This is a genomic window from Nocardioides oleivorans (assembly GCF_004137255.1).
Taxonomy (GTDB): domain Bacteria; phylum Actinomycetota; class Actinomycetes; order Propionibacteriales; family Nocardioidaceae; genus Nocardioides; species Nocardioides oleivorans.
Genome location: NZ_SDWT01000001.1, coordinates 1,409,793 through 1,433,600, shown reverse-complemented (window position 1 = coordinate 1,433,600; position 23,808 = coordinate 1,409,793). Strand labels below are relative to the sequence as shown.

Below are 23,808 nucleotides of genomic sequence, written 5' to 3'. Positions count from 1 at the left end.
GCACCAGCCATCAGGCACCGCTGATGGCGGCGGCGACGCGCTTGGTCACGTCGGGGTGGAAGACGCTCGGGATGATGAAGGCCGGGTGCAGCTCCTCGGGCTTCACCGTGTCGGCGATCGCCTGGGCGGCGCGGAGCAGCATGTCGACGGTGACCTCGGAGGCGCCGGCGTCGAGGAGGCCGCGGAAGACGCCGGGGAAGGCCAGCACGTTGTTGATCTGGTTGGGGTAGTCGGAGCGACCCGACGCCACCACGGCGGCGTACTTGTCGGCCTCGGCGGGGTCGATCTCCGGGTCGGGGTTCGCGAGTGCGAAGACGACCGGCTTCTCGGCCATCGTCGGCAGCCACTCGGGCTTGAGGATGCCGGGGGCCGAGACGCCGACGAACACGTCGGCACCGGCCAGCACGTCCTGGAGCGACCCGGTCGCGCGGCGCGGGTTGGTCGCCGTCGCGAGGTCGCGGTGCGCGGGCGAGAGCGACTCGTCGTCGGCGGAGAGCGCGCCGAAGCGGTCGACGACCACGACGTCCTTCGCGCCGGCGGCGAGCAGCAGCGTGACGATGGCGGTGCCTGCGGCACCCGCGCCCGAGACGACGATGCGCACGTCGGCGAGCTGCTTGTCGACGCAGCGCAGGGCGTTGGTCAGCGCGGCGAGGACGACGATCGCGGTGCCGTGCTGGTCGTCGTGGAAGACCGGGATGTCGAGCGACTCGCGCAGCCGCGCCTCGATCTCGAAGCAGCGGGGGGCGGCGATGTCCTCGAGGTTGATGCCGCCGAAGCCCGGCGCGATCATCTCGACGGCCTTCACGATCTCGTCGGTGTCCTGGCTGGCCAGGCAGATCGGCCAGGCGTCGATGTCGGCGAACCGCTTGAACAGCGCGGCCTTGCCCTCCATCACCGGCATCGCGGCACCGGGGCCGATGTTGCCGAGGCCGAGCACCGCCGAGCCGTCGGTGACGACGGCGACCGAGTTGCCCTTGATGGTGAGCTTGCGGACGTCCTCGGGGTTGTCGTGGATCGCCATGGACACGCGACCGACGCCGGGCGTGTAGGCCATCGACAGGTCGTCGCGCGTGCGCAGCGGCACCTTCGACTCGACCGAGATCTTGCCGCCGAGGTGGAGCAGGAAGGTCCGGTCGGACACCTTGTGGACCGTGACGCCCTCGACCTCGGAGACGCACGCGACGAGCTCCTGGGAGTGGGTCGCGTCGGCGGCCGAGCAGGTCACGTCGACCACGAGGCGGTCGTGGCGCGACTCGGTGACGTCGATCGCGGTGACCACGCCCCCGTTCCTCGCGATCGTGGTCGCGACGGCGCCGACGACGCTGTGGTCGGGAGCGGTGTACAACCGCATGGTGATCGAGTACGACGATGCGGTTGCTGCCATGACCCCGACCTAACCCCTCGGGGAGGGTTACGGGCAAGTACGCTCGGGGTTGTGGACACAGTGTTCATCGACACAGCCGCCCGCAGCCGCTACGAGCTGCACGTCGCCGGCGACGGGGACGACGCCGACGGCGAGCTCGTCGGCCTCATCGCCTACCACCTCGAGGGCGACGTGATCACCCTCATCCACACCGAGGTCCTGCCCGCCTTCAGCGGCCAGGGCCATGCCTCGACGCTCGCCCGCGGGGCGCTCGACGACGCCCGGGCCCGCGGCCTGGAGGTCGTGCCCTCCTGCCCCTACGTGGCGGCGTACATCACCAAGCACCCGGAGTACGCCGACCTGGTCCGGGCGTGAGCCTCAGCGCACGACGCTGTCGGTGAAGGTGTGGTCGGCCCCGAGGAAGAAGATCCCGGGGAAGGTCTCGAACCCGTCGCTGGGGTTGTCGGTCAGCTCGGAGCCCTCGATGGTGAGCGTGCCGCTGCGGTCGTTGGAGACGAAGAAGATCGCGCCGCCGCCCTCGCGGGCACGGTTGCCGGTGATCGTCGAGCCGGTGAGCGTCAGGTGGATGTCGTCGCCGTCGAGGTAGATCGCGCCGCCCGAGCCGCCGCCGGGGGTGCCGGGTCGTGCCGGGTTGGCACCGCGACCGACGGCCTTGTTGTCGGTGAAGGTCGAGTCGCTGATCCTCCACGAGACGCCGATGCTGCTGATCGCGGAGCCGTTGCTGCAGCGGCCGCCCGTGAAGGTCGAGCGCTTCACGACCACCGGCTTGTCCTGGGACTGGTCGAAGACCCGGACGGCTGCGCCGCCGACGTCCGGGCCGGTGCGGGCGCAGCGGTTGCCGACGAAGGTCGAGTCGATGATCTTGAAGCGGCCGCCGCGGACGAAGATCGCCCCGCCACCACCGCCGCCCTCGTCGGACCGGTAGGCCTCGTCGGTGGCGTTGCCGTCGGCGAAGCTCATCCGCCGCACGACCAGCTTCGGCTCGGGCTGGTCGTTGCAGTGCGACGTCGTCCAGACCTGGGCCTGGTCGCAGGTGTTCATGTAGAGGATCCGCCGCTGGCCCTCACCGCTGAGCGTCACCTTGCCGCCCCCGTCGAGGACGACCCTCGCCGAGGTGTTGACCACCTTCGCGGTCCTCCTCATCACGATCGTGACGGGGTCGGGACCGCAGCTGAACGCGATCGTGCCGCCCTTCGCGACGGCACGGACGACCTTCGCGGACGTGCACGACGCGGGCGTGCCGTTGCCGATCACGGTGTCGGCCTTCGCCGCCACCCGTGCGGCAGGCGCCGGGCTCGCACCCGCCGGAGCAGCCGACGTCACCACCGCGGCGACCCCGAGACCGAGGAGCGTCGCGGCGAGGACGCCGGCGCGCATCACAGCGCCTTCTCGATGTCCTTCGACAGCTTGGCGGGCTCGGTCGTCGGGGCGTAGCGGTCGATGACCTGCCCGTCGCGGCCGACGAGGAACTTCGTGAAGTTCCACTTGATCTTGCTGCCGAGCATCCCGCCCTTGGAGTCCTTCAGCCAGGAGAAGAGAGGGTGGGTGCCGTCGCCGTTGACCTCGATCTTGGAGAACAGCGGGAAGGTCACGCCGAAGTTCTTCTCGCAGAAGTCCGAGATCTCGTCCTCGGTGCCGGGCTCCTGGCCGCCGAACTGGTCGCACGGGAAGCCGAGGACCACGAGGCCCTGGTCGGCGTAGGTGTCCTGGAGCTCCTGGAGGCCCTTGTACTGGCCGGTGAACCCGCACTGCGAGGCGGTGTTGACCACGAGGACGACCTTGCCGTCGTACTGCGAGAGGTCGCTGTCGGTGCCGTCGATCGCGACTGCCGAGAAGTCGGAGAGAGAAGTCATGCCTGCGAGTCTGCCACCCCGGCCTCGCCGAAGGCGCCGGTGAAGGCCCACTCCGACAGCGGCCTCCGCACGCGGTCGCGGTGGTCGCGGGCCGCGGTGCGCTCGTCGACCTCGCCCGGGTCGCCCGGGAGGCCCACCGCGATGCCCGTGAGCAGCTGGTGCGTGGCGGGTACGTCGAGCGCGCCGGCGAGGGCCTCGTGGTCGAACCCGGCGAACTGGTGGGCCAGCAGCCCCATCGAGTGCGCCTGCAGCGTGAGGTGGGCCGCGGCCTGGCCGACGTCGTAGAGCGCGTAGTCGCTGAAGGCCGGGGCGTCGACCTCGTCGCCGCTGCGCACGTGGGCGGCGGTGAGGAAGACGACCGACGCGCGCGGCACCCAGCCGGAGTTGCCGCGGCTCAGGTTCGCCACGAGCCGGTCGTGGTTGGTCGTCCCGGGCACGCAGACGAAGAACGTCCACGGCTGGCTGTTGCCGGCGCTCGGCGCCCACTGGGCAGCGTGGAGCAGGAGCGCGACCTCGGCGTCGCCCAGCCGGTGGGAGGCGTCGTACACGCTCCCGCTCCAGCGTGACCGCATCGGCTCGGCGAGGGACTCGGCGGACGGCTGCGGCGCCTGCGGACGGTCGGGTTCGGTCACCCGGCGAGTATGCCGAGGCCGGACGCCACGAGGATCACCGGTGCACACCGGGGACTCCCATGACGTCCGGCCGCGACGTGGCCCGGACGTGGTGGGGCGGGGTCGATCAGCCGGTGGTCAGCGACAGGCCGTAGGCACCGAGGATCTCGTTGACGGGCTGGAACCAGGTCTGCGGGCTCGCCGAGCCGCAGCCGCCGGCGATACCGGAGGTCACGCCCTGGGCCTGGTTGCCGGAGATCACCGAGCCGCCGGAGTCACCGGGGTTGGCGCACGCGCTCATCCGGGACAGGCCGTAGACCGGTCCGTTGGAGTAGTTGACCGTCTCGTCGCGGCCCTGCAGCGTGCCGCAGGTCCACTGCGAGGTCCGGCCCGAGCGACAGATCGAGCTGCCGACGGCCGCGTCCTGCGAGCCGAGCACGAGGACCGCCTGGCCCGCGTAGTTGTAGACCCACGGCTGGGAGACCCAGCTGCCGTTGGTCCGGACGAAGGCGTAGTCGTTGCCGGGGAAGGACGACTGCTCGAAGGTGCCCTGCGCCTGGCCGAAGCCGGTGGTGGTCGCGCCGACCCCGCCGCAGTGGCCGGCGGTGACGAAGCCGCCGTTGACGGCGAACCCGACCGAGCAGAGCGCGCTGTTGTTGATGACGTACTCGTCACCGCCGCGGATGTCGGCCACGGTGCGCGGGGCCTCGGCCGAGGTCACCACGCGGACGCTCGCGGCGCCACTGCGCTTCGCGAAGGCGGTCGCCTGCTGCTTCGCGCCCGGCGCCGCGGTCACCACGACCGAGTTGGTCGCCACGTCGACGTACCAGGAGTGGACCCCGGCGGCAGCCGACGAGGCGCGCTCGTCCAGCGCCGAGCGGTCGGCGGTCAGCTCCGCCTGGGTGTGGCGCACGACGACCGCGCGGGCGCCGCCGCGACGGATGGCCGCGGCCTCCGTGCGGTCGGTGGTCGCCACCGTCAGCCTGGTCGCACCGTCGGCGATCCAGGAGCCGGCGTAGGACGCGCCGAGCTTCTTCTCCAGCGACCTGGCGACGACGGGGGCCCTGGCCTCCATCGCCAGCCGGGCACGGACCTGGTCGGCGTCGATGCCGAGGTCGCGCTCCATCGCGGCGACGAGACCGGGCGAGACGGCCGAGCGGTCGACCGACGGTGCCGGGTCGTCCGGCGCCGCGGACGCCGTCGGCGCCATGAGTGAGCCGAGCCCGATGGCTGCGGCGGCGAGGGTGGCGACCCCGAGGGTCGCGTTGGCCATGCGTGATCTGGACATGCTGGGACCTCCTGCAAGAGCCCGAGAGAGAGGTGTGCTTGCGTCGATCACCCCTGTAGGAGGGGCTCTTTCAACGTAAGGAAGCGCTTCCACGGAGGTCAACACGACCAAGGTCGGGGTCTGCGAGGTTTTTGTGCGGAGGGTGTCGAATCCCGTCGGCACGGCCACTGGGTCTTCGCAGGCGGCCTCGAGTCCGCCACGAACGCCAGGGTGGTCAACGGCCAGGACGGTCCGCCGGTCGTGACCGACGGCCCCTACCTCGAGTCCGAGGAGCACCTCGCCGGCTTCTGGATCATCGAGGCCGCCGACCTCGACACCGCCCTCCGGCTCGCCGCGGAGGCCTCGGTCGCCTGCCGCGGCAAGGTCGAGGTGCGCGCCTTCGACGGGCTCGGCTGACCGTCAGTCGTCGAGCGCGTCCAGCTCCGCCAACGCCGACTCCCAGCGCTCCCGGCGCTGGGAGTCGGTCTGCTCCCACCACGGGGTGCCGCGCTCCCCGAGCCCGACCTTCGCCAGCTGCGTGCGGTGCCGGGTCGCCTTCGTCTCGGCCTCGGTCGTGGCCGTGCGCACCCCGGACCTGCCCCGACCCAGGTGGGACTTGAGCCGGGCGAGCTCGTCGTCGGGGATGGCGGGGTCCGTACGCCGCCAGCGGCGGCCGTCGACCACCAGCCACCTGTCGTCGTCAGTCGTCATCCGTGGGCCTCCTGCCCGTCGAGGGCTGCCAGCCGGTGGTTGAGGTAGCGCTGCTCGCGGACGTTGGTCGCGAGCCGCGCCGCGGTCGAGTACGACGCCCGCGCGTCGGCGAGCGCCCCGGACTCCTCGAGCAGGTGCGCGCGCACGGCGTGGACCCGGTGGCGACCCGACAGCACCGGGTCGTCGAGCAGCGGGGCCAGCTCGGCGAGCCCGGCCTCGGGACCCATCGCCGCGGCGACCGCGACGGCGAGGTTGAGCGTCACGGTCGGGTCGGGGAAGTGCTCGGCGAGCATCCGGTAGAGCGCGACGACCTGCACCCAGTCGGTCTCCTCGAAGGTCGCCGCCTCCGCGTGCACCGCGGCGATGGCCGCCTGGAGCTGGTAGCGCCCCACCCGTCCGCGCGGCAGGACCTGCTCGACGAGACCCACGCCCTCGACGATCGCCGCGGCGTCCCACCGCGAGCGGTCCTGCTCCGCCAGCGGCACGAGGTCGCCGGCACCGTCGACCCGACCGGGACGGCGGGCATGGGTGAGCAGCATCAGGGCGAGCAGCCCGGTCACCTCGTCGTCGTACGGCAGCCGGGTGTGGAGGTCGCGCGTCAGGCGCAGCGCCTCGCTCGCGAGCGAGCCGTCGACGAGGTCCTCGCCGGCGCTGGCGGTGTGTCCCTCGGTGAGGACGAGGTAGAGCACGCGCAGGGCCGCGGTCAGCCGGTCGGGCAGCTCGGCGGGATCGACGCGGCCGAAGCCAACGCCGTGGTCGCGCAGGGTCTTCTTCGCGCGGCTGATCCGCTGCGCCATCGTCGCCTCGGGCACGAAGAACGCGGCCGCCACCTGCGCCGTCGTGAGACCCGCGACCGCGCGCAGGGTCAGCGCGACCTGGGAGGCCGGCGTCAGCACCGGGTGGCAGCACAGCAAGAGCACGTCGAGGGTGTCGTCGCGCTCGGCCGGTGCCTCCGCGACCTCGCCGGCGTGATCGGCGTACGACTCCTCGCGGGACTCGCGCGCGACCTGCGACCTCCGCGCGTCGATGAGGCGGCGCGACGCGACCCGGACGAGCCAGCCGCGCGGGTGCTCGGGCACGCCGTCGCCGGGCCACTGGTCGTGCGCGGCGAGGAGCGCCTCCTGCACGGCGTCCTCGCAGTCGCCCCAGTCGCCGTAGCGCCGGGCGAGCGCGCCGAGCACGTGCGGTGCCTCGCGGCGCCACACGTGCTCGGGCGACTCGCTCGAAGCCACCCGCTCAGTCCTCGTGGACCATCACAGGGCGCACCTCGACCGTCTCGCCGGGACCGGCGAACGCACGGCCGACCTGCTCCGCGCGGGCCGGGTCCTCGACGTCGATGAGGAAGAACCCGGCGAGGTGCTCCTTGGCCTCGGAGTAGGGGCCGTCGGTGACGACGGCGCCGTCGTCCCAGCGGTAGAGCCTCGCCGTGGCCGGGTCACCGAGGGCCTGGCCCCCGACGAGCTCGCCGTTCGCCTCGAGCTCGCCGAGCAGCGTCTCGAACGCGTCGTTGAGCTGCCGGCGCTGCTCGGCCGGGAGGGCCTGGTGCTCGGCGACGAAGTCCCCGGTGGGGTGGCCCCAGGGCTGCGGGTTGGAGTGGATCAGGACGACGTACTTCATGGGTGCTCCTCGTGTCCGACGGTGTCCGACGGTGTCAGCCGGGGCCGCGGTTCGGCCCCACACTGCTACATCGGAGCCGGGTGCGTCGTCCTCGACATCAGCCCGCCATGCACGTCGCGATCGAGTCGGTGGAGATGCTCTCGAGCGCCTTCTCGTCGTCGTCGCCACCCTCGTAGTCCTCGTCGTTGTCGACGATGGCCTGGAGGGTCTCGTCGGACACGTCGGAGTCGTGGAAGGCCTCGGCGACGCAGTCGGCCTGGGTCTCCGTGAGGCCCAGGTTCATCACGTTGTCCTCGTCCTGGAAGGCGGTGGACAGCTCGTCGACCGACGGGCGGCCGCCGCCGTCGCCACCACAGCCGGTGAGGAGGGTGAGCGCCATCAGGCTGGCGGCGATGAGCTGGGCGGGTCGGTTCTTCGTCACGGAGGTTCCTGTTCGTCGAGTGGTGCTCGGGTGCTGCTGACGGGCGCGCCCACCGTAGGACGCGCGGTTGCACCCGGTGCATCACCGGTTCCGGGCTGTTTGAAACCTTCGGTGCGGCCCCGAGGGCCGGATAAGGTGAGCCATGCCGACGACGGCCACCTCCCTGCTCGAGCTCCAGGTGCTGCGTGGCGTCGCCCGGGCACTGGGATCGGACCCGGACCCGAGGGTGGTCCTCACCCGGGTCGCCGAGGCGGTCGCGTGCGGGCGACCCGATCGCGACGTCTACCTCTACACCTACGACCCGACCGACAACGACCTGGTCCTGGTCGGCGCCACGGAGAGCCCGGCGGCGACGCACGTCGGCTCCTTGCGCGTCGCCTACGGGTCCGGCGTCACGGGCTGGGTGGCCGCGTCGCGGGAGAGCTACCTGGTCGCCGACGAGCCTGCTCGGGACCCTCGGTTCCTCGCCTACCCCGGGATCGGGGAGGAGCGCTACGGGGCGATCTTCTCGGTCCCCATCGTCTCGGCGGGCGACGAGCTGGTCGGGTGCATCACCGTGTGGGCGACCACGGGCAACCGGTTCGCGGACTTCGAGGTGGGCCTCGTCGAGGACGTCGCCGCCATGGTCGCGGCGTCGTTCGAGAGGGAACGGCTGGCCGGGGCGGCGCAGCGCTCCGCCCGGGACCTGGACGGCGTCCACGCACTGGCCGCGATGGTCACCGGTCGGGTGCCCGTCGCGACCGTCGTCGACCGGGCCACCGAGCTCGCCCGCAGCGCCACCGACGCCGACGTGGCCGTCGCGGTCGTCACCGATCCGTCGGGCGCGGACCGCATGGTGCTCAAGACCGGTCCGGCCAGCGACCCTGGTGTGGCCGCGACACTCGCCTCCCTCCGTCCCGCGCTGCTCGAGATCGACCTGGAGCTGCGTCGCTCGCGCATCTCCTGGCAGGTGGCGTCCGACCGGGTGGCGCGGGCCCTCGAGGGGTCCGCCCGGGCCGTGACGACGGCAGCCGTCCGCGTCGGCGCCGACGAGCTCGGCTCGATGGCCTGCTACCGGCTGGACCCACGCGGGTTCGGCGCGCCCGGGCCCGACGTGGTGCGCACCATCGCGCACCAGGTGGCGACGGCCATCAAGCTCACGATCGCGCTGGACGGGCTCGAGGAGCGCAACGCCCTGAGCTGGTTCCTCCGCGACCTCACGTCGGGCCGCCTCGGCAGCGACGAGCTGGTCCGGCGCGCCACGGCCGTGGGGCTCGACCGCGCACGCTCGCACGTCATCGCGGTGGCCAGCCTCACCGGGCTCCCCGCCGTCGCGAGCCTGACACCCGCCGGGATGTCCCCGGCCCCGCTCGAGGGCGGCCTCTCCGACCACCTCGCCCGCACGGCCGGACTGCCTCGCGACACCCTGTTCGCGTCGACCCCGCACCAGGTCGTCGCGGTCGTGCCGTGGACATCGGGACGCAGCTCGCTGGAGGCACTCCGGCTCGCGCTGGTCGAGGCGTGCGCCACGCTGCGGTCCTCGACCGGGGCGGCACTGACCGTGGGGTTGTCGCGACCGGTGTCCTCGCTCGAGGAGCTCGGCGACGGGCTCGCCGAGGCTCGCGAGGCGATGATCGTCGGCAGCACCATGGCGAACCCGTCCGGGGTCTTCACCCTCGACGACGTCGGCCACCACCTCCTGCTCAGCCGCGTCTCGAGTGCCGCGACCGTGCCCGACCGGTACGCCGTCGCGGTGGCGCGCATCGCCGAGTACGACCGCGTGAAGCGCACCGAGCTCCTCGACACGCTGGCCGCGTTCCTCCACGTCCGCAGCCAGAGCGCGGCGGCGCGCGAGCTGATCATCCACCGCAACACGCTCAACCAGCGGCTCACCCGGGCCTCCCGGCTGGGCGGGCTCGACGTCCACGACCCCGCCGAGTGGTTCCCCCTCCAGCTGGCGCTCAAGGTGCACCAGGCGCGCACGGGGACCTGGCCGGGCGAGCTGGCAGGACCACCCGCGGAGCGCGCCACCTGACCGGTGTCAGCGACTGGCGACCAGCGCGTCCTGGGTGGCCCGGACGATGACCTCGGCGACCGCCTCGGCCTGCGTGAGGTACACCGCGTGGCTGCCCGGAACGGTCGTGACGGTGGCGCCGGCGCGCTCGGCCATGTGCCGGAGCATGGCCTGGTCGAACGCCTTGTCCTCGGTGCCGTACACCGCCCAGCTCGGCTTGTCGTGCCAGGCCGCGCGGGTCACGGGCTGGGCGAAGACGGCCATGTTCACGGGGACTTGCGAGTCCCGCATGAAGGCGGCCTCGGCGTCGGTGGCGTCCGCGGCGAAGCCGGTCTTGAACGTGTCGTGGTCGAGGAACCCGAAACCGTCCTCGCCGATGTCGATGACGAAGTCCGGGGTCGCGGCGAAGCCCTCGTACTGCTCGCCGGAGGTCTGGCCGCTGTCCGGCACGAGCGCTGCGACGTAGACCAGGCCCGCGACCTTGTCGTGGCTGCCGGCCTCGGTGATGACGGTGCCGCCCCACGAGTGCCCGACGAGGACGGTCGGGCCGTCCTGCCGGTCGAGGACCCGGCGGGTGGCGGCGACGTCGTCGTCGAACGAGGTGAGCGGGTTCTGGACGATCGAGACGCGGTAGCCGCGGCTCGTGAGGTGGTCGTGGACCAGGCGCCAGCCCGATCCGTCGGCGAACGCGCCGTGCACCAGGACGACGTTCCTGATCGCTCCTGCAGTGGTGTCCATGGGGGTCTCCTTCAGTGGTCGATGCTCTTATATGCAATATATTGGCGAGCATCGAGCGCTGAAATGGGCACGTTGCACACACAACTCGGGCAGGTCCCGAGGCGGGTCCGACGCCCGGTCACGCCTCCCGGTCGCCTGGATGAGCCGCCGGCGCAGCGGGGCGGGAACGACGAAGGCCCCGGACGTCGTCCGGGGCCTGCCGTGGTGGTGCGCGAGGGGGGAGTTGAACCCCCACGTCCTTTCGGACACACGGACCTGAACCGTGCGCGTCTGCCTATTCCGCCACTCGCGCTTGAAGCGGGCTCAGGCTACCCCAACGGTGAGTCGCGCTCCCAATCGGCTGGAGGACGGGGCGGCACCCGCGCACTCGCGCGACCGGCCGGTACGGTTGGCGAGCCGGCCTCGCGGTCGGTGATGCCTGCCCACCCCGGCCAGCGAGCCGCTGATCGACCCCCGAGCGCGAGGAGAGGAGGCCCCCGGTGCCGAACCCGTTGCAGCGATTCGAGCAGAAGCTGGAGTCGGCTATCTCCGGCGTCTTCGCCCGGGCCTTCCGCAGCGCGGTGCAGCCGGTCGAGATCGCGGCGGCCCTCCAGCGCGAGTGCGACAACAACGCGCAGGTGCTCAGCCGCCAGCGCCGCCTCGTGGCCAACGACTTCCACGTCGAGCTGTCCGAGGCCGACCTCGACCGCATCGTCGGTCTCGGCCGCGCGCTCGAGCAGGACCTCGTCGACCAGCTCCAGGACCACGCCGACGCCCAGGGCTACGTCTTCACCGGCCCGATCTCGATCGCGTTCGAGCAGGCCGACGACCTCACCACCGGCCGCTTCCGGATCCGCAGCAAGGCGCAGGCGAGCGTGACCGACAACGACCAGCGCACCCGCACGCGCTCGTCCCACGCGACCCTCGAGGTCAACGGCACCCGCCACCCGCTGCGCCCGCCGGGCCTGGTCATCGGGCGCGGCACCGAGGCCGACCTGCGCATCAACGACCCCGGCGTGAGCCGGCGCCACGTCGAGCTCGTGGTGAGCATCGACGGCGTCGAGGCGGTCGACCTCGGCTCCACCAACGGCATCCTCGTCGACGGCGCGAAGGTCGGCCGGGCCGGCCTGCGCGACGGCTCGACGATCAAGATCGGGCACACCGAGATGACGGTCCGCATCGACGGCGGGCGGGACGAGGCCGGGGGCTGGAATGTCTGAGCTGACCCTCTTCCTGATCCGGATGGCGTTCCTGGCCATCCTGTGGATCTTCGTGCTCTCCGCGATCTCGGTGATCCGCTCCGACATGTTCGGCGCGCGGGTGCCCGAGACCGCCCGCGGGGCCGCAGCACCGGCGCCCGCCCGCAAGACCAAGGCCCGGAACAAGCCCCGTCGCGGCGCGCCCACCCACCTGGTCGTCGTGGAGGGCGAGAACCCCGGCACCCGCGCCGAGCTCGACGACGCCCCGCTCCTCATCGGACGCGGCAGCGACGCAGCGATCAAGCTCGACGACGACTACGTCTCCACCCGCCACGCCCGGGTGGCGGCCAGCGGCGACGAGTGGTTCGTGGAGGACCTCGGCTCCACCAACGGCACCTACGTCGGCCCGGTCCGCATCACGCAGCCCACCACCATCGGCCTCGGGGTCCAGGTCCGCGTCGGCAAGACCATCCTGGAGCTGCGGAAGTGAGCCTCTACCTCCACTACTCCGCGATCTCCGACGTCGGCCGGGTCCGCCGGGAGAACCAGGACAGCGGGTACGCCGGACCGTGGCTGCTGACGGTCTGCGACGGGGTCGGCGGTGCCGTCCGCGGCGACCTCGCCTCGAGCACCGCGGTCCAGGCGCTGCGCAAGCTCGACCAGCGGCCCGACGAGGACATCCTCGGCCAGGTCGCCGGCGCCGTGCACCGCGCCGACGACCGGATCGCCGAGATCGTCGAGGAGGACCCGGGCCTCAACGGCACCTCGACCACGGCGACGGTCGCCCTCTTCGACGGGGCACGCTTCGGCGTCGGCCACATCGGCGACAGCCGCGCCTACCTCTACCGTCGCGGCGAGCTGCGCCAGCTCACCCACGACCACACCTTCGTCCAGTCCTTGATCGACGAGGGCCGCATCACCGAGGACCAGGCGCGGACCCACCCGCACCGCAACCTCATCCTCAAGGCGCTCGACGGCATCCGCCACGAGGAGCCGGACCTCTTCGAGTTCCCCGCCGAGCCCGGCGACCGCGTCTTCCTCTGCAGCGACGGCGCCTGCGGCACGCTCACCCTCGAGCGGATGGCCGACATCCTCGGCACCGGCACACCCGACTTCGCCGCGGTCGAGCTGGTCCGCGCGAGCCTCGACGCCGGCAGCACCGACAACGTCACCTGCATCGTCGCCGACGTCTCCGAGGAGCCCCCGGACGACGACCTGGTCCCGCTCCTGGTCGGCGCGGCCGCCGACCTGCCGCGACGCGCACCGATCGGCGGCGGCGTGAGCGGCGCGGTCGGCGGGCTGTTCCGCGGCCACCGCTCCGGCGACACCGGGGAGATCGCGCCGGTCCCCGACGACGTACCAGCGGGTGCGTTCGTCACCGACCCCATCGACGCCGAGACCGCCCGCTACGCACCGCTGGCGCCCGACCGCTACACATGGCTGCGCCGCTTCCTCGTCGTCGCGACCCTCGTCGGCATCGCGTGGGTGGTCCTGGCCGCCGGCTGGTCGTGGAGCCAGCAGCAGTTCTACGTCGGCGAGAGCGACGGCAGGGTCGCGATCTACCGCGGGCTCAACGCCGACCTTCCCGGCCTCTCGCTCTCGCACCCCTACGAGGTGAGCGACGTCGACCTCAGCCTGCTCAGCGAGCTCGACGCCGAGACCGTGCGCGAGGGCATCGAGGCCGGCAGCCTCGACGAGGCGCAGGCGACGGTCGACAACTACGCCGCGCGGCAGGAAGCCAGCTGACGGGCGGGGTGGGATGAGCCAGACCGGAAACCTGATGGCCGGACCCCTCATGACCTTCGTGCACCGGCGCCGCCGGGGCGCGGAGCTGTTCCTGCTCGTCCTCGCGCTCGCGGTCGGGATCGGGGCCTACGCCGCCGTCGGCCTCGGCGTGGAGGGCGTCGTCCCGGCCGACCTCGTCGGCTACGGCGGGTGGCTCACGGGTCTGATCGTCGCCGCCCATATCACCGTCCGGCTCGTGGCGCCGTACGCCGACCCGGTGCTGCTGCCGCTCGTCGCCGCGCTCAACGGGCTGGGCCTGGCGGTGCTCCGCCGGCTCGACCTGACCTACGAGACGCTCGGCCAGTCGCACACCTTCGCGCGCCAGCAGCTCACGTGGATGACGGTGGGCGTGATCCTCTTCATCGCCACGCTCTTCCTGCTGCGCGACCACCGCTCGCTGCAGCGGCTCACCTACACCTCCGGCCTGGCCGGCATCGTGCTGCTGATCCTGCCGTTCGTCCCGGTCATCGGCCGCGACATCAACGGCGCGAACATCTGGATCCGCGTCGCCGGCTTCAGCCTCCAGCCGGGCGAGGTCGCCAAGGTGCTGCTCGTGGTCGCGTTCTCGGGCTACCTCGTCCTCCACCGCGACGCCCTCGCGCTGGCAGGTCGCCGCGTGGTCTTCGTCGACCTGCCCCGCGGCCGCGACCTCGGACCGATCCTGGCGATGTTCGGCGTCTCGATGATGATCCTGGTGCTCCAGAACGACCTGGGTTCCTCGCTCCTCTTCTTCGGGCTGTTCCTCGCCATGCTCTACGTCGCGACCGAGCGTCCCGGCTGGCTGGTCGTCGGCGGGCTGATGTTCGCGGGCGGTGCGCTGGCGGCCTACACCTTCGTCGGCAACGTGCAGCGCCGCTTCGACATCTGGCTGCACCCGATGGACTACTACACCGACCCGGGCACCAGCTTCCAGCCGGTGGAGGCGATGTTCGGGATGGGCTGGGGCGGCCTGATCGGCCGCGGCCTCGGCAACGGCTTCCCCGAGCGGGTGCCGTTCGCCTACTCCGACTTCATCCTCTCCACCATCGGCGAGGAGCTCGGCCTGACCGCGGTCATGGCGATCGTGCTCTGCTACGGGCTCATCGTGGAGCGTGCGCTGCGCATCGCGCTGATCTCGCGCGACGGCTTCGGCAAGCTGATGGCCGTCGGGCTCGGCGCGATCTTCGCCCTCCAGGTCTTCGTCGTCATCGGCGGCGTGACCGGGCTGATCCCGCTGACCGGCCTCACGACTCCCTTCCTCTCCTACGGCGGCTCCTCGCTGGTCGCCAACTGGGTCGTGATCGCACTGCTGCTCCGCATCTCCGACCAGGCCCGCCGCCCGGCGCCGCGTCTCGACCCCGTCGACGACGACGAGGTCGACAGCGAGAGCACGCAGGTGGTGAAGCTCCGGTGAACAAGCCCATCCGCGTGGTCTCGGTCTTCTGCCTGGTGCTCTTCATGGCGCTCCTGGTCAACGCGACGTACCTGATGTACGTCCGCTCCGACGACCTCTCCAAGGACCCGCGCAACCGCCGCATCATCACCGCGACGTTCTCCCGCGAGCGGGGCGCGATCCTCGTCGGCAAGGACGTGATCGCGCGCAGCGTGCCCTCCGACGACCAGTACAAGTTCCAGCGCGTCTACTCCCAGCCGTTCAAGTACGCCCCGATCACCGGCTACTTCTCCTGGTTCGGCCAGACCGGCGTCGAGCGGTCGCAGAACTCCGTGCTCGCCGGCGACGACTCGCGCCTGTTCGTCACCCGCCTGGTCGACATGCTCAGCAACGGCGACCCCAAGGGCGGCAACGTCCAGCTGACCGTGAACGCCGCGGCGCAGGACGCCGCGTGGGAGGGCCTGGAGAACCTCCCCGGCGACGCCCAGGGCGCCGTCGTCGCGCTCGAGCCGACCACCGGCCGGGTCCTGGCGATGGCCTCGACCCCGACCTTCGACCCCAACAACTTCGCCTCGCACGACTTCGGCGAGGTGAAGGACGTCAGCGACCGGCTCAACGCCGACGAGCGCGACCCGCTCATCAACCGGGCGATCGGCACCACCCTGCCGCCGGGGTCGACGTTCAAGCTGGTCACCGCCGCCGCCGCGATCGAGTCGGGCAACTACGACGCCGACTCGATGGTCCCGGGCGGCTACAAGTTCAAGCTGCCGCAGTCGAGCACGGAGATCAGCAACCACGACGGCGGCAACTGCGGCGGCAACCGGATCACCATGACGCAGGCGATGGAGGTCTCCTGCAACGTCACCTTCCTCAGCCTGGCCAACGAGCTCGGCACCGAGGCGATGGCCGACCAGGCCGAGGCGTTCGGCTTCAACTCGACCTCGCTGGAGGACCTCGGCGGCCAGGCCTCGTCGCTCTACCCGCGCGACATGGACCCGCCGCAGACCGCGATGTCGGGCATCGGCCAGTCCAACGTCACCGCGACCCCGCTGCAGATGGCGATGGTGGCCGCGGCGATCGCCAACGACGGCGACGTGATGCGCCCCTACATCGTCGACGAGGTGCGCGCGCCCAACCTCTCGGTCCTCGCCCGCACCGACCCGCAGAGCATCAGCAAGGCGATCTCGAGCTCGACGGCCGAGGAGCTCACCAAGATGCTCGTCGCGACGGTCGACGAGGGCACCGCCACCCCGGCGCAGATCCCCAACGTCGAGGTGGCCGGCAAGACCGGCACCGCCCAGTCGACGCCCGAGCGCCCGCCCTATGCCTGGTTCGTCTCCTTCGCCCCCGCCAACGACCCCAAGGTCGCCGTCGCCGTGCTCGTCCAGTCCAGCGACACCTCGCGTGACGAGATCGCCGGCGGCCGTCTCGGCGGGCCGATCGCCAAGGCGATCATGGAGGCGGTGATCAACCGGTGAGCGTGCTCGCGCCCGGCGCCGCCGTCGACGAGGCCCGCCGCTACGTCCTCGACTCCCGCATCGCGACGGGCGGCATGGGCGAGGTCTGGGCTGCCCGCGACACGCTGCTCGACCGCCCCGTGGCGGTGAAGGTGCTGAAGGCGGAGTACGCCGACGACCCGCTGTTCCGCACGCGCTTCGAGACCGAGGCTCAGCACGCCGCCGCGCTCCAGCACCCCGGCATCGCGTCCGTCTACGACTACGGCGACAGCCTGCTCGACGACGGGTCGGCGGCCCACCGGCCCTTCCTCGTGATGGAGCTCGTCGACGGCCAGCCCCTGTCGAACCTGCTGCGACCCAGCGCCCCGCTCGACCCCGACGCCACGCGCGAGCTGCTCGCACTCGCCGCGGACGCGCTCGGCGTCGCCCACGCCGCCGGGATCGTGCACCGCGACGTCAAGCCCGCCAACCTGCTGGTCACCCCCGACCGGAGGATCAAGGTCACCGACTTCGGCATCGCCCGCGCCGCCGACGGGATGGCGCTCACCGAGACCGGCCAGGTCCTCGGCACCCCCGCCTACATCTCGCCCGAGCAGGCCGAGGGCGGCACCGCCACGGCGGCGTCCGACGTCTACTCCCTCGCCGTGGTCGCCTTCGAGTGCCTGGCCGGCGAGAAGCCCTTCGTCGCCGCGACGCCGGTCGCCACCGCCATCGCCCACCTGCGCAACCCGGTGCCCGACCTGCCCGGCTCGGTGCCTGCCGACCTCGCCCGGGTCGTACGACGTGCGCTGAGCAAGGCGCCTGAGGACCGGTACGCCGACGGCACCGCGTTCGCGGCGGCCCTGCGGGACCCCGGTGCGGACGCCGGCGTGGCCCCGGTCGCCGCCGTGCCCGCCGCTGCTGCGGACGCGACCCAGGTGATCCCGACGATGGCACCCGCGGCCGAGCCGGCGCCGGTCCCGACGCCGGTGGTCACCCCCGTCGCCACCCCGCCGGTGGACGACGCGCAAGCTCCGCGGCGTACGACGCCGTGGTCGGTCGTCCTGGGCCTGGTGACCGTGGTCGTCGCGGTGCTGCTCGTCGCGATCTGGCTGGGCACCCGCGACTCCGGCTCGCCGAGCGACGAGACGCCGAGCGAGTCGCCGAGCCGGTCCGAGTCACCCCGTGAGTCCCCCAGCGACTCACCGTCGGACACGCCGACTGAGTCCCCGAGCGACTCACCGTCGCAGACGCCGACCGAGTCGCCCACCGAGACCCCGAGCGAGAGCCCGAGCCAGAGCCCGACGGAGTCGCCCACCCCGACTCCCACCGAGACGCCCACGGAGACGCCCTCGGAGTCCCCGACCACACCGACGCCGACGGAGACGCCGACCGCCTCCCCCACGGAGTCGCCCACCACGAGTCCGGCCGCGACACCGAGCAGCACGACGACCCCCGCCGGCGACGGCTTGACCATCACCACCGATGGAGAGGACGACCAGGGATGACGCAGCCGGAGCCGACACTGATCGGCGGCCGCTACGAGCTCGGCGAGCTCCTCGGACGCGGCGGCATGGCCGAGGTCCGCAAGGGACGTGACCTGCGGCTGGGCCGCACCGTGGCCGTGAAGCGACTGCGCACCGACCTGGCCAGCGACGCGACGTTCCAGGCCCGCTTCCGCCGCGAGGCGCAGTCGTCGGCCTCGCTCAACCACCCCTCGATCGTGTCGACCTACGACACCGGCGAGGAGATGGCCACCGACGGCTCGGGCGTCGCCCAGCCCTACATCGTGATGGAGTGCGTCGAGGGACGCACCCTGCGCGACATCCTCCGCGAGGGCCGCAAGATCCTGCCCGAGCGGGCGCTCGAGATCACCGCCGGCGTGCTGTCGGCGCTCGACTACAGCCACCGCGCGGGCATCATCCACCGCGACATCAAGCCGGGCAACGTGATGCTGACGCCGACAGGCGACGTCAAGGTGATGGACTTCGGCATCGCCCGGGCGATCTCCGACGCCTCGTCGACGATGACCCAGACGGCGGCGGTCGTCGGCACCGCGCAGTACCTCTCGCCCGAGCAGGCCCGCGGCGAGACGGTCGACTCGCGCTCCGACGTGTACTCCACCGGCTGCCTCCTCTACGAGCTCCTCACCGGGCGGCCGCCGTTCGTCGGCGACAGCCCGGTGGCCGTGGCCTACCAGCACGTCCGCGAGCAGGCCTCGCCCCCGTCCGACCTGGACGACCAGCTCGACCCCGAGATCGACGCCATCGTGATGAAGTCGCTCGCCAAGCGCGTCGAGGACCGCTACCAGAGCGCGGCCGCGATGAAGGCCGACATCGAGCGCTACCTCTCCGGTCACCCGATCCAGGCACCCGCCGTCGTACCCCCTCCGGCGGAGACGCAGTACGTCCCGCCCGTCCCGCCGGTCGATGCCACCGCGGCAATGGCCGCGGCCGCCCCGCCCCCGCGGCAGGACGAGCCGCGGCGCAGCCGCACCGGGCTGTGGGTGCTCGTCGGCCTCCTCGTGGTGGCCGTGCTCGGCGTCGGGGCGTACGTCCTCAACGGCCTGCTCTTCGACTCCGCGCCCACGCGCGAAGCGGTGCCCAACGTGGTCGGGCTGACCGAGGAGCAGGCGCGCCTGGCGATCGTCGACGCGGGCTTCGTGGTCGGCGACATCTCGCGCGAGAGCTCCGACACCGTCGAGGCCGACCAGGTCATCCGGCAGGACCCCAACCGCGACACCTTCCACGACCCCGGCACGTCGGTGGACTTCGTGATCTCCAACGGCAAGCCCGAGGTGGAGGTGCCGTTCGTCGTGGGACAGCTGCGCAAGGAGGCGCGCGCCACGCTCGTCGCGGCCGGCCTCAAGGTGCGCTTCGAGCCCCAGGACTCCGACGAGCCGAAGAACCAGGTGCTCAGCACGAACCCGGCCGCCGGCGCGTCCGTGGCCGACGGCACGACCATCACCGTCAGCTACTCCAATGGACCGGTGCAGGTCCCCGACGTGCGCGGCCTGGACCAGCGCGCGGCCGAGCGGGCGATCCGCGACGCCGGCTTCGTCGCCGACATCCGCACCGACCCCACCTCGGTCGAGCCCAAGGGCACCGTGGTCGACCAGATCCCGCTCGGCGGCACCCTCGACCAGGGCAGCACGGTGACGATCTTCGTCTCGGCCTACGAGGAGCCGGTGGTCCCCGACCCGACGGAGACGCCCACCGACCCCACCGAGACGCCGACCGACCCGACGACGACCCCGACCGACCCGACGGAGACGCCGACCACCCCGCGGGTGCAGGTGGTCGGCTAGGCCGGGAGCGGTCTACTCCGCCATCGGGGTCGCGTAGGTGAGGTCGAGCAGGCCGGTGTACGCCGGCGCGGTGGCCGACGCGAGCTCGGCCATGTCCCAGGAGACGCCACCACCCGGGATGTCGGTGTAGTCGCGGTAGGCCGCGAGGATCGGGTCGGTCGAGAGCTCCGCCTCGAGGGCCGCCGGGTCGCCAATGCCGACGATGACGTAGGGCGGCGAGTAGGGCAGGCCGTGCAGCGTGACCTGGTTGCCCTCGCACTTGATGCCGGTCGTGGAGATCAGGCGCTGGCCCTGGATCGTCACGGCGGTGGCGCCGGCGTTCCACATCGCGTTGGCGACGGCCTGGATGTCCTGCTGGTGCACGACCAGGTCGTTGGGGTTGTCCTCGTAGCTCAGGCGCGCCTCGAGGGGGGCGTCGTCGAGGGTGACCTGCACCGCGGTGCCGGTCTTCTCGGTCAGCCCGGCGGGGTCGGCGAGCTCGGCGACCTCGCGCTGGGCGCGCCGGACGGACCGGTCGCCCAGCTCGGTGCTCAGCGAGTCGACCTCGACGTTGAGCGCGGCCGCCTGGGCGGTGAGGTCGCCCGCCTCGTCGCGTTCCGCGCGCACCACGGAGGCCAGGTCGGTGAGCCGGCCGCCGCGGAGGTCGAGGCCGTCGCTCTGCTTCGCGCTCACCGCGAAGAGCACCCCGCTCAGGAGCACGATGACCGGCGTGGCCACCCGCCAGACGCTCCGCCGCCCGGGGGACGAGTGGGACGGCGGGGGCATGGCGACTACGCTAACCCCCCGTTGGGCGGCGTACGCCCTCCGCAGTCTCGTCGAAGTCCCGTCGAACTCCCGCCGAAGCCACAGGAGCAGCAGTGTCGAAGTCCAAGACGATCATCGCCGAGGAGAAGACCAGCCTCTTCTCCGTGAGGTTCCTGGTCGCCCTGCTGCTGATCATCGCCGGCATCGCCTGGATCGCCTACTACTACGTCGGCCCGCGCGGGAACCCGCTCGCCTTCCCGCCCGTCGAGGGCAGCCCGAAGGCCGTAGCGGACCTCGGCCGGTGGAACTACCTGATCGGCTTCGGCGTGCTCATGCTCGGCCTCATGGTCTCGGCGCACCCCTCGACCCCGCTCGGCCGCGGCCGCGGCGTCGTGGTCGGCATGCTCGGCTGCTTCCTCATCGGCCTGATCTGGATCTGCACCTTCTACGTCTTCTCCGACGACCTCTCCCGGCTGTGGGTCCTCAACGACCTGGGCCAGTGGAACCTCGTCGTCGGCATCGCGTTCATGGCGGTCGGGTTCAGCTTCGCCACCAAGTGGGAGTAGGTTTCTCCCGCGGCCACTGAGCGGTCGCACACCATTCGTCGCCTCGAGCGGTGAGTGAGGCGCCTTCCTGGGGAAGGGAAGGCGTCTCTCTCACCGCTCGAGTCGATTTCAGGGGCCGGTTCAGGGGTCGGTTCCCGGGTGTGGGGACGCCGTTCGATTTCCACACTGGGGACAAACCCTGTGGAGAATTACACGCGTGTAGTTATCCACAGCTGTGTGCACACCTGTGGGAAACGGGCGCACCCGTCCGGTCGTACGGCACGGGGCCGTACGACGCGGGCGCGGCGAGCTAGCCGAGCATCCCGTCGCGCACGAAGGCGAGGACGAGGAGCACGACGGCGAGCAGCGCGAGGCCGGCCCACTGGACGACCGAGCGGCTGGACCTCGGGGCGTAGGCGATGATCGCGGCGGCGAGCGCCCCGGTGACGATGCCGCCGAGGTGGCCCTGCCAGGAGATCATCCGCCAGCCGAAGACGGTGATCGCGACGGCGAGCCCGAGGTTCTGCACGAGGCCCTGCATGTTGAGGCGGGCCTTGCGGGCCACGACGAGCAGCGCGCCGAGCAGGCCGAAGATCGCGCCGGACGCGCCGACGGTGCTGGAGTCGGCGCCGGCGAGGAAGACCACCAGGACCGACGAGCCCAGGGCGCTGACCAGGTAGACGGCCAGGAACCGGGCCCGGCCGATGATGCCCTCGAGTGCGGGGCCCAGGACGAACAGGGCCAGCATGTTCATCGCGACGTGCCAGACCTCCACGTGCGTGAAGGCCGCGGTGACCAGCTGCCACCACGAGCCGTCGGCGAAGCCGGCGCGCCACACGCCGTCGCCGCCGGTGGCGCCCTCGCAGACCTGCTGGCTCGCGACGCCGGGGTAGTACTGGCTCGGCGAGGACTCCGAACCGCAGATCCCCGTCGGCGCCAGCGCGAAGAGCTGGGCCAGGCGGGAGTTGTTGCCACCCGTCGCGGTGATCGCCAGCCAGATGACGGCGTTGATGCCGATCAGCACGAACGTGGTCAGGCGCGGGTCGGCGCTGCGCTCACCGCCGTACATCGCGCGGTTCTGGCGGGTGCCCTTGGCACCCTCCTTGATGCAGTCAGGGCACTGGAAGCCCACCGCGGCGTCGCGCATGCAGTCGGGGCAGATCGGCTTGTCGCAGCGCTGGCAGCGGATCCAGGTCTCGCGGCCGGGGTGCCGGTAGCAGGTCGGCACCCCGGTCGCGGCCGTGCCGTCGGACGGCTGGGTCATCGAGTCGTTCCGGAGGCGTCAGTCAGGAGGGACGGATCAGTGCTCGATCGTCACGGACTCGATGACGACCGGCTCGGTCGGACGGTCCATGGCACCGGTGGGGGTGGTGCCGATGGCGTCGACGACGTCGCGGCTGGCCTGGTCGGCCACCTCGCCGAAGATCGTGTGCTTGCGGTTGAGCCACGGGGTCGCGGCCACGGTGATGAAGAACTGCGAGCCGTTGGTGCCCGGGCCGGCGTTGGCCATCGCGAGGAGGTAGGGCTTGTCGAAGACGAGCTCAGGGTGGATCTCGTCCTTGAAGGTGTAGCCCGGGCCGCCGGTGCCGGTGCCGAGCGGGCAGCCGCCCTGGAGCATGAAGCCGTCGATGACGCGGTGGAAGCCGAGGCCGTCGTAGTACTTCTCGCCCGAGCGGCCGGCGTCGTCGCGGTAGTCCTTGGTGCCCTCGGCGAGGCCGATGAAGTTGTCGACGGTCTCGGGGGCGTGGTTCGGGAACAGGTTGACGACGATGTCGCCGCGGTTGGTCTTGAAGGTCGCCTTGGGGTCGGCCATGGGATGTGCCTCTCAGTGATGCTCTCAATGATCTTCTGTGTGCGCCTCGATCCTGCCACGCGGGGCCCACGCGGGGCGTACTGCTCCCCCACCACCCGGACGGGGCTGGTCGCCTCAGGGTGGGCATGGTGAGATGGAGGGACTACTGAAAGAGGAGGATCCGCATGCCTTTCGGCCGCAAGAAGTCCCTCGGGGACCGGGCGCACGACTACGTCGACCAGATCGCCGACCAGTTCACCGACAAGGTCCTGCCCCAGCTCGAGCACGCGTGGGAGCAGGCCGTGGACAAGGCCGGACCTGCGATCTCGGATGCCCGCGACAAGGCTGCGCCCCTGATCGAGGACGCCCGCACCAAGGCCACCGAGGCAGCCTCGGCCGGCGCCGCGACCGCCGTCGAGAAGACGGCCGAGGCCCGTGACAAGGCCGCACCGCTCCTCGCCGAGTACCGCGCCACCGCTGCCGAGCGTGCGTCGTCCGTCGCCTCGACCGCCGCCGCAGTGGCCGCCGAGCGTGCAGCCGAGGGCCGCGACCTGGCGGCCGCGAAGGTCAACGAGCTGCGCGGCATCGAGCCCGAGCCCAAGGGCGGCAAGCTCAAGAAGTTCCTGCTCGTGGGCGCCCTGCTCGCCATCGGCGGCGCGGTCTTCAGCAAGCTCAAGGCCAAGCAGGACGACAGCTGGCAGTCGACCTACGTCCCGCCGGCCCCGCCCGCGCCGAAGCCCGCGACCCCGCCGTCCCCGGCCGCACCCGCGTCGGGTGCCGCGCCCACGGCCGCCGACGTCGTGACCGAGGAGCCCCCGGCCGTCGAGGACGCCGGCGGCGGCGCCCCCGGCGAGGCGATCAGCGACTCGGTCGAGGAGGCCCACGAGGCCACCACGCCCGACGAGCCGGCCGAGGTCATCGACATCGACGACGTACCGCAGAAGAAGTAACGCCTGCACCTGGCGGTGTCCCAGCCACATTCCGTACGACGCGAATGTGGCTGGGGCACCGCCAGAGTCATGTCTCGGGCGTGTCGGCTGCCGAGCGGTGCGTG

At 72.0% G+C, this 23,808-nt stretch carries 25 protein-coding genes, 1 tRNA gene and 1 pseudogene; 13 read left to right on the top strand and 14 right to left on the bottom strand.

Annotated elements, in window-relative coordinates; translation table 11 throughout:
• Positions 1-10: 10 nt before the first annotated feature.
• The gene (locus tag EUA93_RS06890) at positions 11-1,384 is read right to left on the bottom strand and encodes an NAD-dependent malic enzyme (protein WP_129399449.1); all 1,374 of its coding nucleotides are present in this window, start codon (positions 1,382-1,384) and stop codon (positions 11-13) included.
• A 51-nt stretch (positions 1,385-1,435) separates the two neighbouring features.
• Here EUA93_RS06890 and EUA93_RS06885 point away from each other — a divergent pair, with 51 nt between their 5' ends.
• A complete protein-coding gene (locus EUA93_RS06885) occupies positions 1,436-1,738 on the top strand; it encodes a GNAT family N-acetyltransferase (protein WP_129399448.1) in 303 nt (100 codons plus the stop codon).
• A 3-nt stretch (positions 1,739-1,741) separates the two neighbouring features.
• Here EUA93_RS06885 and EUA93_RS06880 read toward each other — a convergent pair whose 3' ends face one another.
• From EUA93_RS06880 to EUA93_RS06865, 4 genes are all read right to left on the bottom strand, one after another.
• Positions 1,742-2,761 (bottom strand): right-handed parallel beta-helix repeat-containing protein, encoded by a 1,020-nt coding sequence (locus tag EUA93_RS06880; RefSeq protein WP_129399447.1) that lies wholly within the window; start codon positions 2,759-2,761, stop codon positions 1,742-1,744.
• On the bottom strand, positions 2,761-3,237 hold the full coding sequence (locus EUA93_RS06875) for a glutathione peroxidase (RefSeq protein ID WP_129399446.1): 477 nt from the start codon (positions 3,235-3,237) through the stop codon (positions 2,761-2,763). The genes EUA93_RS06880 and EUA93_RS06875 overlap by 1 nt, the downstream gene beginning before the upstream one ends.
• Complete coding sequence (locus EUA93_RS06870) at positions 3,234-3,869, bottom strand: nitroreductase family protein (RefSeq protein WP_242497267.1); 636 nt, start codon at positions 3,867-3,869, stop codon at positions 3,234-3,236. The genes EUA93_RS06875 and EUA93_RS06870 overlap by 4 nt, the downstream gene beginning before the upstream one ends.
• Positions 3,870-3,975: 106 nt before the next feature.
• The gene (locus EUA93_RS06865) at positions 3,976-5,136 is read right to left on the bottom strand and encodes a S1 family peptidase (protein ID WP_207208621.1); all 1,161 of its coding nucleotides are present in this window, start codon (positions 5,134-5,136) and stop codon (positions 3,976-3,978) included.
• A gap of 120 nt (positions 5,137-5,256) precedes the next feature.
• Between EUA93_RS06865 and EUA93_RS06860 the strand changes: the two genes are divergently transcribed.
• Positions 5,257-5,532 carry a YciI family protein gene (locus tag EUA93_RS06860; protein ID WP_129399445.1) on the top strand — a complete coding sequence of 92 codons (276 nt, stop codon included), beginning with the start codon at positions 5,257-5,259 and terminating at the stop codon, positions 5,530-5,532.
• Positions 5,533-5,535: 3 nt separating this feature from the next.
• Here the strand turns inward: EUA93_RS06860 and EUA93_RS06855 are convergent, their stop codons facing one another.
• From EUA93_RS06855 to EUA93_RS06840, 4 genes are all read right to left on the bottom strand, one after another.
• Positions 5,536-5,826 (bottom strand): biopolymer transporter Tol, encoded by a 291-nt coding sequence (locus EUA93_RS06855; RefSeq protein ID WP_129399444.1) that lies wholly within the window; start codon positions 5,824-5,826, stop codon positions 5,536-5,538.
• Positions 5,823-7,058 (bottom strand): RNA polymerase sigma factor, encoded by a 1,236-nt coding sequence (locus tag EUA93_RS06850; protein WP_207208620.1) that lies wholly within the window; start codon positions 7,056-7,058, stop codon positions 5,823-5,825. Before EUA93_RS06850 ends, EUA93_RS06855 begins: the two co-directional genes overlap by 4 nt.
• Positions 7,059-7,062: 4 nt before the next feature.
• Entirely contained in the window at positions 7,063-7,443 is a 381-nt protein-coding gene (locus tag EUA93_RS06845; protein WP_129399443.1) for a YciI family protein, read from the bottom strand.
• A 97-nt stretch (positions 7,444-7,540) separates the two neighbouring features.
• A complete protein-coding gene (locus EUA93_RS06840) occupies positions 7,541-7,864 on the bottom strand; it encodes a hypothetical protein (protein ID WP_129399442.1) in 324 nt (107 codons plus the stop codon).
• Between the two features lie 142 nt (positions 7,865-8,006).
• Between EUA93_RS06840 and EUA93_RS06835 the strand changes: the two genes are divergently transcribed.
• Positions 8,007-9,878 (top strand): helix-turn-helix domain-containing protein, encoded by a 1,872-nt coding sequence (locus tag EUA93_RS06835; RefSeq protein WP_129399441.1) that lies wholly within the window; start codon positions 8,007-8,009, stop codon positions 9,876-9,878.
• 6 nt (positions 9,879-9,884) lie between these two features.
• On the opposite strand, the gene EUA93_RS06830 is transcribed toward EUA93_RS06835, so the two are convergent.
• A complete protein-coding gene (locus EUA93_RS06830) occupies positions 9,885-10,595 on the bottom strand; it encodes an alpha/beta fold hydrolase (protein ID WP_129399440.1) in 711 nt (236 codons plus the stop codon).
• A 205-nt stretch (positions 10,596-10,800) separates the two neighbouring features.
• Positions 10,801-10,887, bottom strand: a tRNA-Leu gene (locus EUA93_RS06825).
• A 187-nt stretch (positions 10,888-11,074) separates the two neighbouring features.
• Here EUA93_RS06825 and EUA93_RS06820 point away from each other — a divergent pair.
• The 7 genes from EUA93_RS06820 to pknB are packed head-to-tail and all read left to right on the top strand — an operon-like array spanning position 11,075 to position 19,673.
• Entirely contained in the window at positions 11,075-11,794 is a 720-nt protein-coding gene (locus tag EUA93_RS06820) for an FhaA domain-containing protein (protein WP_129399439.1), read from the top strand.
• Positions 11,787-12,263 (top strand): FHA domain-containing protein FhaB/FipA, encoded by a 477-nt coding sequence (locus tag EUA93_RS06815; protein WP_129399438.1) that lies wholly within the window; start codon positions 11,787-11,789, stop codon positions 12,261-12,263. Before EUA93_RS06820 ends, EUA93_RS06815 begins: the two co-directional genes overlap by 8 nt.
• Entirely contained in the window at positions 12,260-13,519 is a 1,260-nt protein-coding gene (locus EUA93_RS06810; protein ID WP_129399437.1) for a PP2C family protein-serine/threonine phosphatase, read from the top strand. The genes EUA93_RS06815 and EUA93_RS06810 overlap by 4 nt, the downstream gene beginning before the upstream one ends.
• A gap of 13 nt (positions 13,520-13,532) precedes the next feature.
• On the top strand, positions 13,533-14,951 hold the full coding sequence (locus EUA93_RS06805) for an FtsW/RodA/SpoVE family cell cycle protein (RefSeq protein WP_129399436.1): 1,419 nt from the start codon (positions 13,533-13,535) through the stop codon (positions 14,949-14,951).
• Positions 14,948-16,408 (top strand): peptidoglycan D,D-transpeptidase FtsI family protein, encoded by a 1,461-nt coding sequence (locus tag EUA93_RS06800; protein ID WP_129399435.1) that lies wholly within the window; start codon positions 14,948-14,950, stop codon positions 16,406-16,408. The genes EUA93_RS06805 and EUA93_RS06800 overlap by 4 nt, the downstream gene beginning before the upstream one ends.
• Positions 16,405-17,874, top strand: coding sequence for a serine/threonine-protein kinase (locus EUA93_RS06795; RefSeq protein ID WP_129399434.1), 1,470 nt, complete (start codon positions 16,405-16,407; stop codon positions 17,872-17,874). The genes EUA93_RS06800 and EUA93_RS06795 overlap by 4 nt, the downstream gene beginning before the upstream one ends.
• Positions 17,871-19,673, top strand: a complete 1,803-nt coding sequence (pknB, locus tag EUA93_RS06790; protein ID WP_129399433.1) for a Stk1 family PASTA domain-containing Ser/Thr kinase — start codon at positions 17,871-17,873, stop codon at positions 19,671-19,673. The genes EUA93_RS06795 and pknB overlap by 4 nt, the downstream gene beginning before the upstream one ends.
• A 12-nt stretch (positions 19,674-19,685) precedes the next feature.
• On the opposite strand, the gene EUA93_RS06785 is transcribed toward pknB, so the two are convergent.
• Positions 19,686-20,438: a DUF881 domain-containing protein gene (locus EUA93_RS06785; protein WP_242497265.1), complete on the bottom strand. Its 753-nt coding sequence runs from the start codon at positions 20,436-20,438 to the stop codon at positions 19,686-19,688.
• A 62-nt stretch (positions 20,439-20,500) separates the two neighbouring features.
• Between EUA93_RS06785 and EUA93_RS22195 the strand changes: the two are divergent.
• Positions 20,501-20,758: pseudogene (locus EUA93_RS22195) on the top strand (cell division protein CrgA); the annotation flags it as partial.
• Complete coding sequence (locus tag EUA93_RS22190; RefSeq protein ID WP_338036348.1) at positions 20,750-20,983, top strand: cell division protein CrgA; 234 nt, start codon at positions 20,750-20,752, stop codon at positions 20,981-20,983. The pseudogene EUA93_RS22195 and the gene EUA93_RS22190, both read left to right, overlap by 9 nt.
• 289 nt (positions 20,984-21,272) lie before the next feature.
• On the opposite strand, the gene EUA93_RS06775 is transcribed toward EUA93_RS22190, so the two are convergent.
• Together EUA93_RS06775 and EUA93_RS06770 are read right to left on the bottom strand one after the other, a co-directional pair.
• Positions 21,273-22,226 carry a rhomboid family intramembrane serine protease gene (locus tag EUA93_RS06775; protein ID WP_242497264.1) on the bottom strand — a complete coding sequence of 318 codons (954 nt, stop codon included), beginning with the start codon at positions 22,224-22,226 and terminating at the stop codon, positions 21,273-21,275.
• Between the two features lie 36 nt (positions 22,227-22,262).
• Positions 22,263-22,775: a peptidylprolyl isomerase gene (locus EUA93_RS06770; protein WP_129399431.1), complete on the bottom strand. Its 513-nt coding sequence runs from the start codon at positions 22,773-22,775 to the stop codon at positions 22,263-22,265.
• A 164-nt stretch (positions 22,776-22,939) separates the two neighbouring features.
• Here EUA93_RS06770 and EUA93_RS06765 point away from each other — a divergent pair, with 164 nt between their 5' ends.
• On the top strand, positions 22,940-23,704 hold the full coding sequence (locus tag EUA93_RS06765) for a hypothetical protein (protein ID WP_129399430.1): 765 nt from the start codon (positions 22,940-22,942) through the stop codon (positions 23,702-23,704).
• The last annotated feature ends 104 nt before the right edge of the window (positions 23,705-23,808 follow it).

Coding starts and splice junctions, on each gene's coding strand:
- EUA93_RS06865 (WP_207208621.1), bottom strand. CDS start 5,136: ATGTCCAGATCACGCATGGCCAACGCGACCCTCGGGGTCGCCACCCTC.
- EUA93_RS06875 (WP_129399446.1), bottom strand. CDS start 3,237: ATGACTTCTCTCTCCGACTTCTCGGCAGTCGCGATCGACGGCACCGAC.
- EUA93_RS06835 (WP_129399441.1), top strand. CDS start 8,007: ATGCCGACGACGGCCACCTCCCTGCTCGAGCTCCAGGTGCTGCGTGGC.
- EUA93_RS06880 (WP_129399447.1), bottom strand. CDS start 2,761: ATGCGCGCCGGCGTCCTCGCCGCGACGCTCCTCGGTCTCGGGGTCGCC.
- EUA93_RS06770 (WP_129399431.1), bottom strand. CDS start 22,775: ATGGCCGACCCCAAGGCGACCTTCAAGACCAACCGCGGCGACATCGTC.
- EUA93_RS22190 (WP_338036348.1), top strand. CDS start 20,750: ATGCTCGGCCTCATGGTCTCGGCGCACCCCTCGACCCCGCTCGGCCGC.
- EUA93_RS06765 (WP_129399430.1), top strand. CDS start 22,940: ATGCCTTTCGGCCGCAAGAAGTCCCTCGGGGACCGGGCGCACGACTAC.
- EUA93_RS06890 (WP_129399449.1), bottom strand. CDS start 1,384: ATGGCAGCAACCGCATCGTCGTACTCGATCACCATGCGGTTGTACACC.
- EUA93_RS06805 (WP_129399436.1), top strand. CDS start 13,533: ATGAGCCAGACCGGAAACCTGATGGCCGGACCCCTCATGACCTTCGTG.
- EUA93_RS06845 (WP_129399443.1), bottom strand. CDS start 7,443: ATGAAGTACGTCGTCCTGATCCACTCCAACCCGCAGCCCTGGGGCCAC.
- EUA93_RS06785 (WP_242497265.1), bottom strand. CDS start 20,438: ATGCCCCCGCCGTCCCACTCGTCCCCCGGGCGGCGGAGCGTCTGGCGG.
- EUA93_RS06855 (WP_129399444.1), bottom strand. CDS start 5,826: ATGACGACTGACGACGACAGGTGGCTGGTGGTCGACGGCCGCCGCTGG.
- pknB (WP_129399433.1), top strand. CDS start 17,871: ATGACGCAGCCGGAGCCGACACTGATCGGCGGCCGCTACGAGCTCGGC.
- EUA93_RS06830 (WP_129399440.1), bottom strand. CDS start 10,595: ATGGACACCACTGCAGGAGCGATCAGGAACGTCGTCCTGGTGCACGGC.
- EUA93_RS06775 (WP_242497264.1), bottom strand. CDS start 22,226: ATGACCCAGCCGTCCGACGGCACGGCCGCGACCGGGGTGCCGACCTGC.
- EUA93_RS06815 (WP_129399438.1), top strand. CDS start 11,787: ATGTCTGAGCTGACCCTCTTCCTGATCCGGATGGCGTTCCTGGCCATC.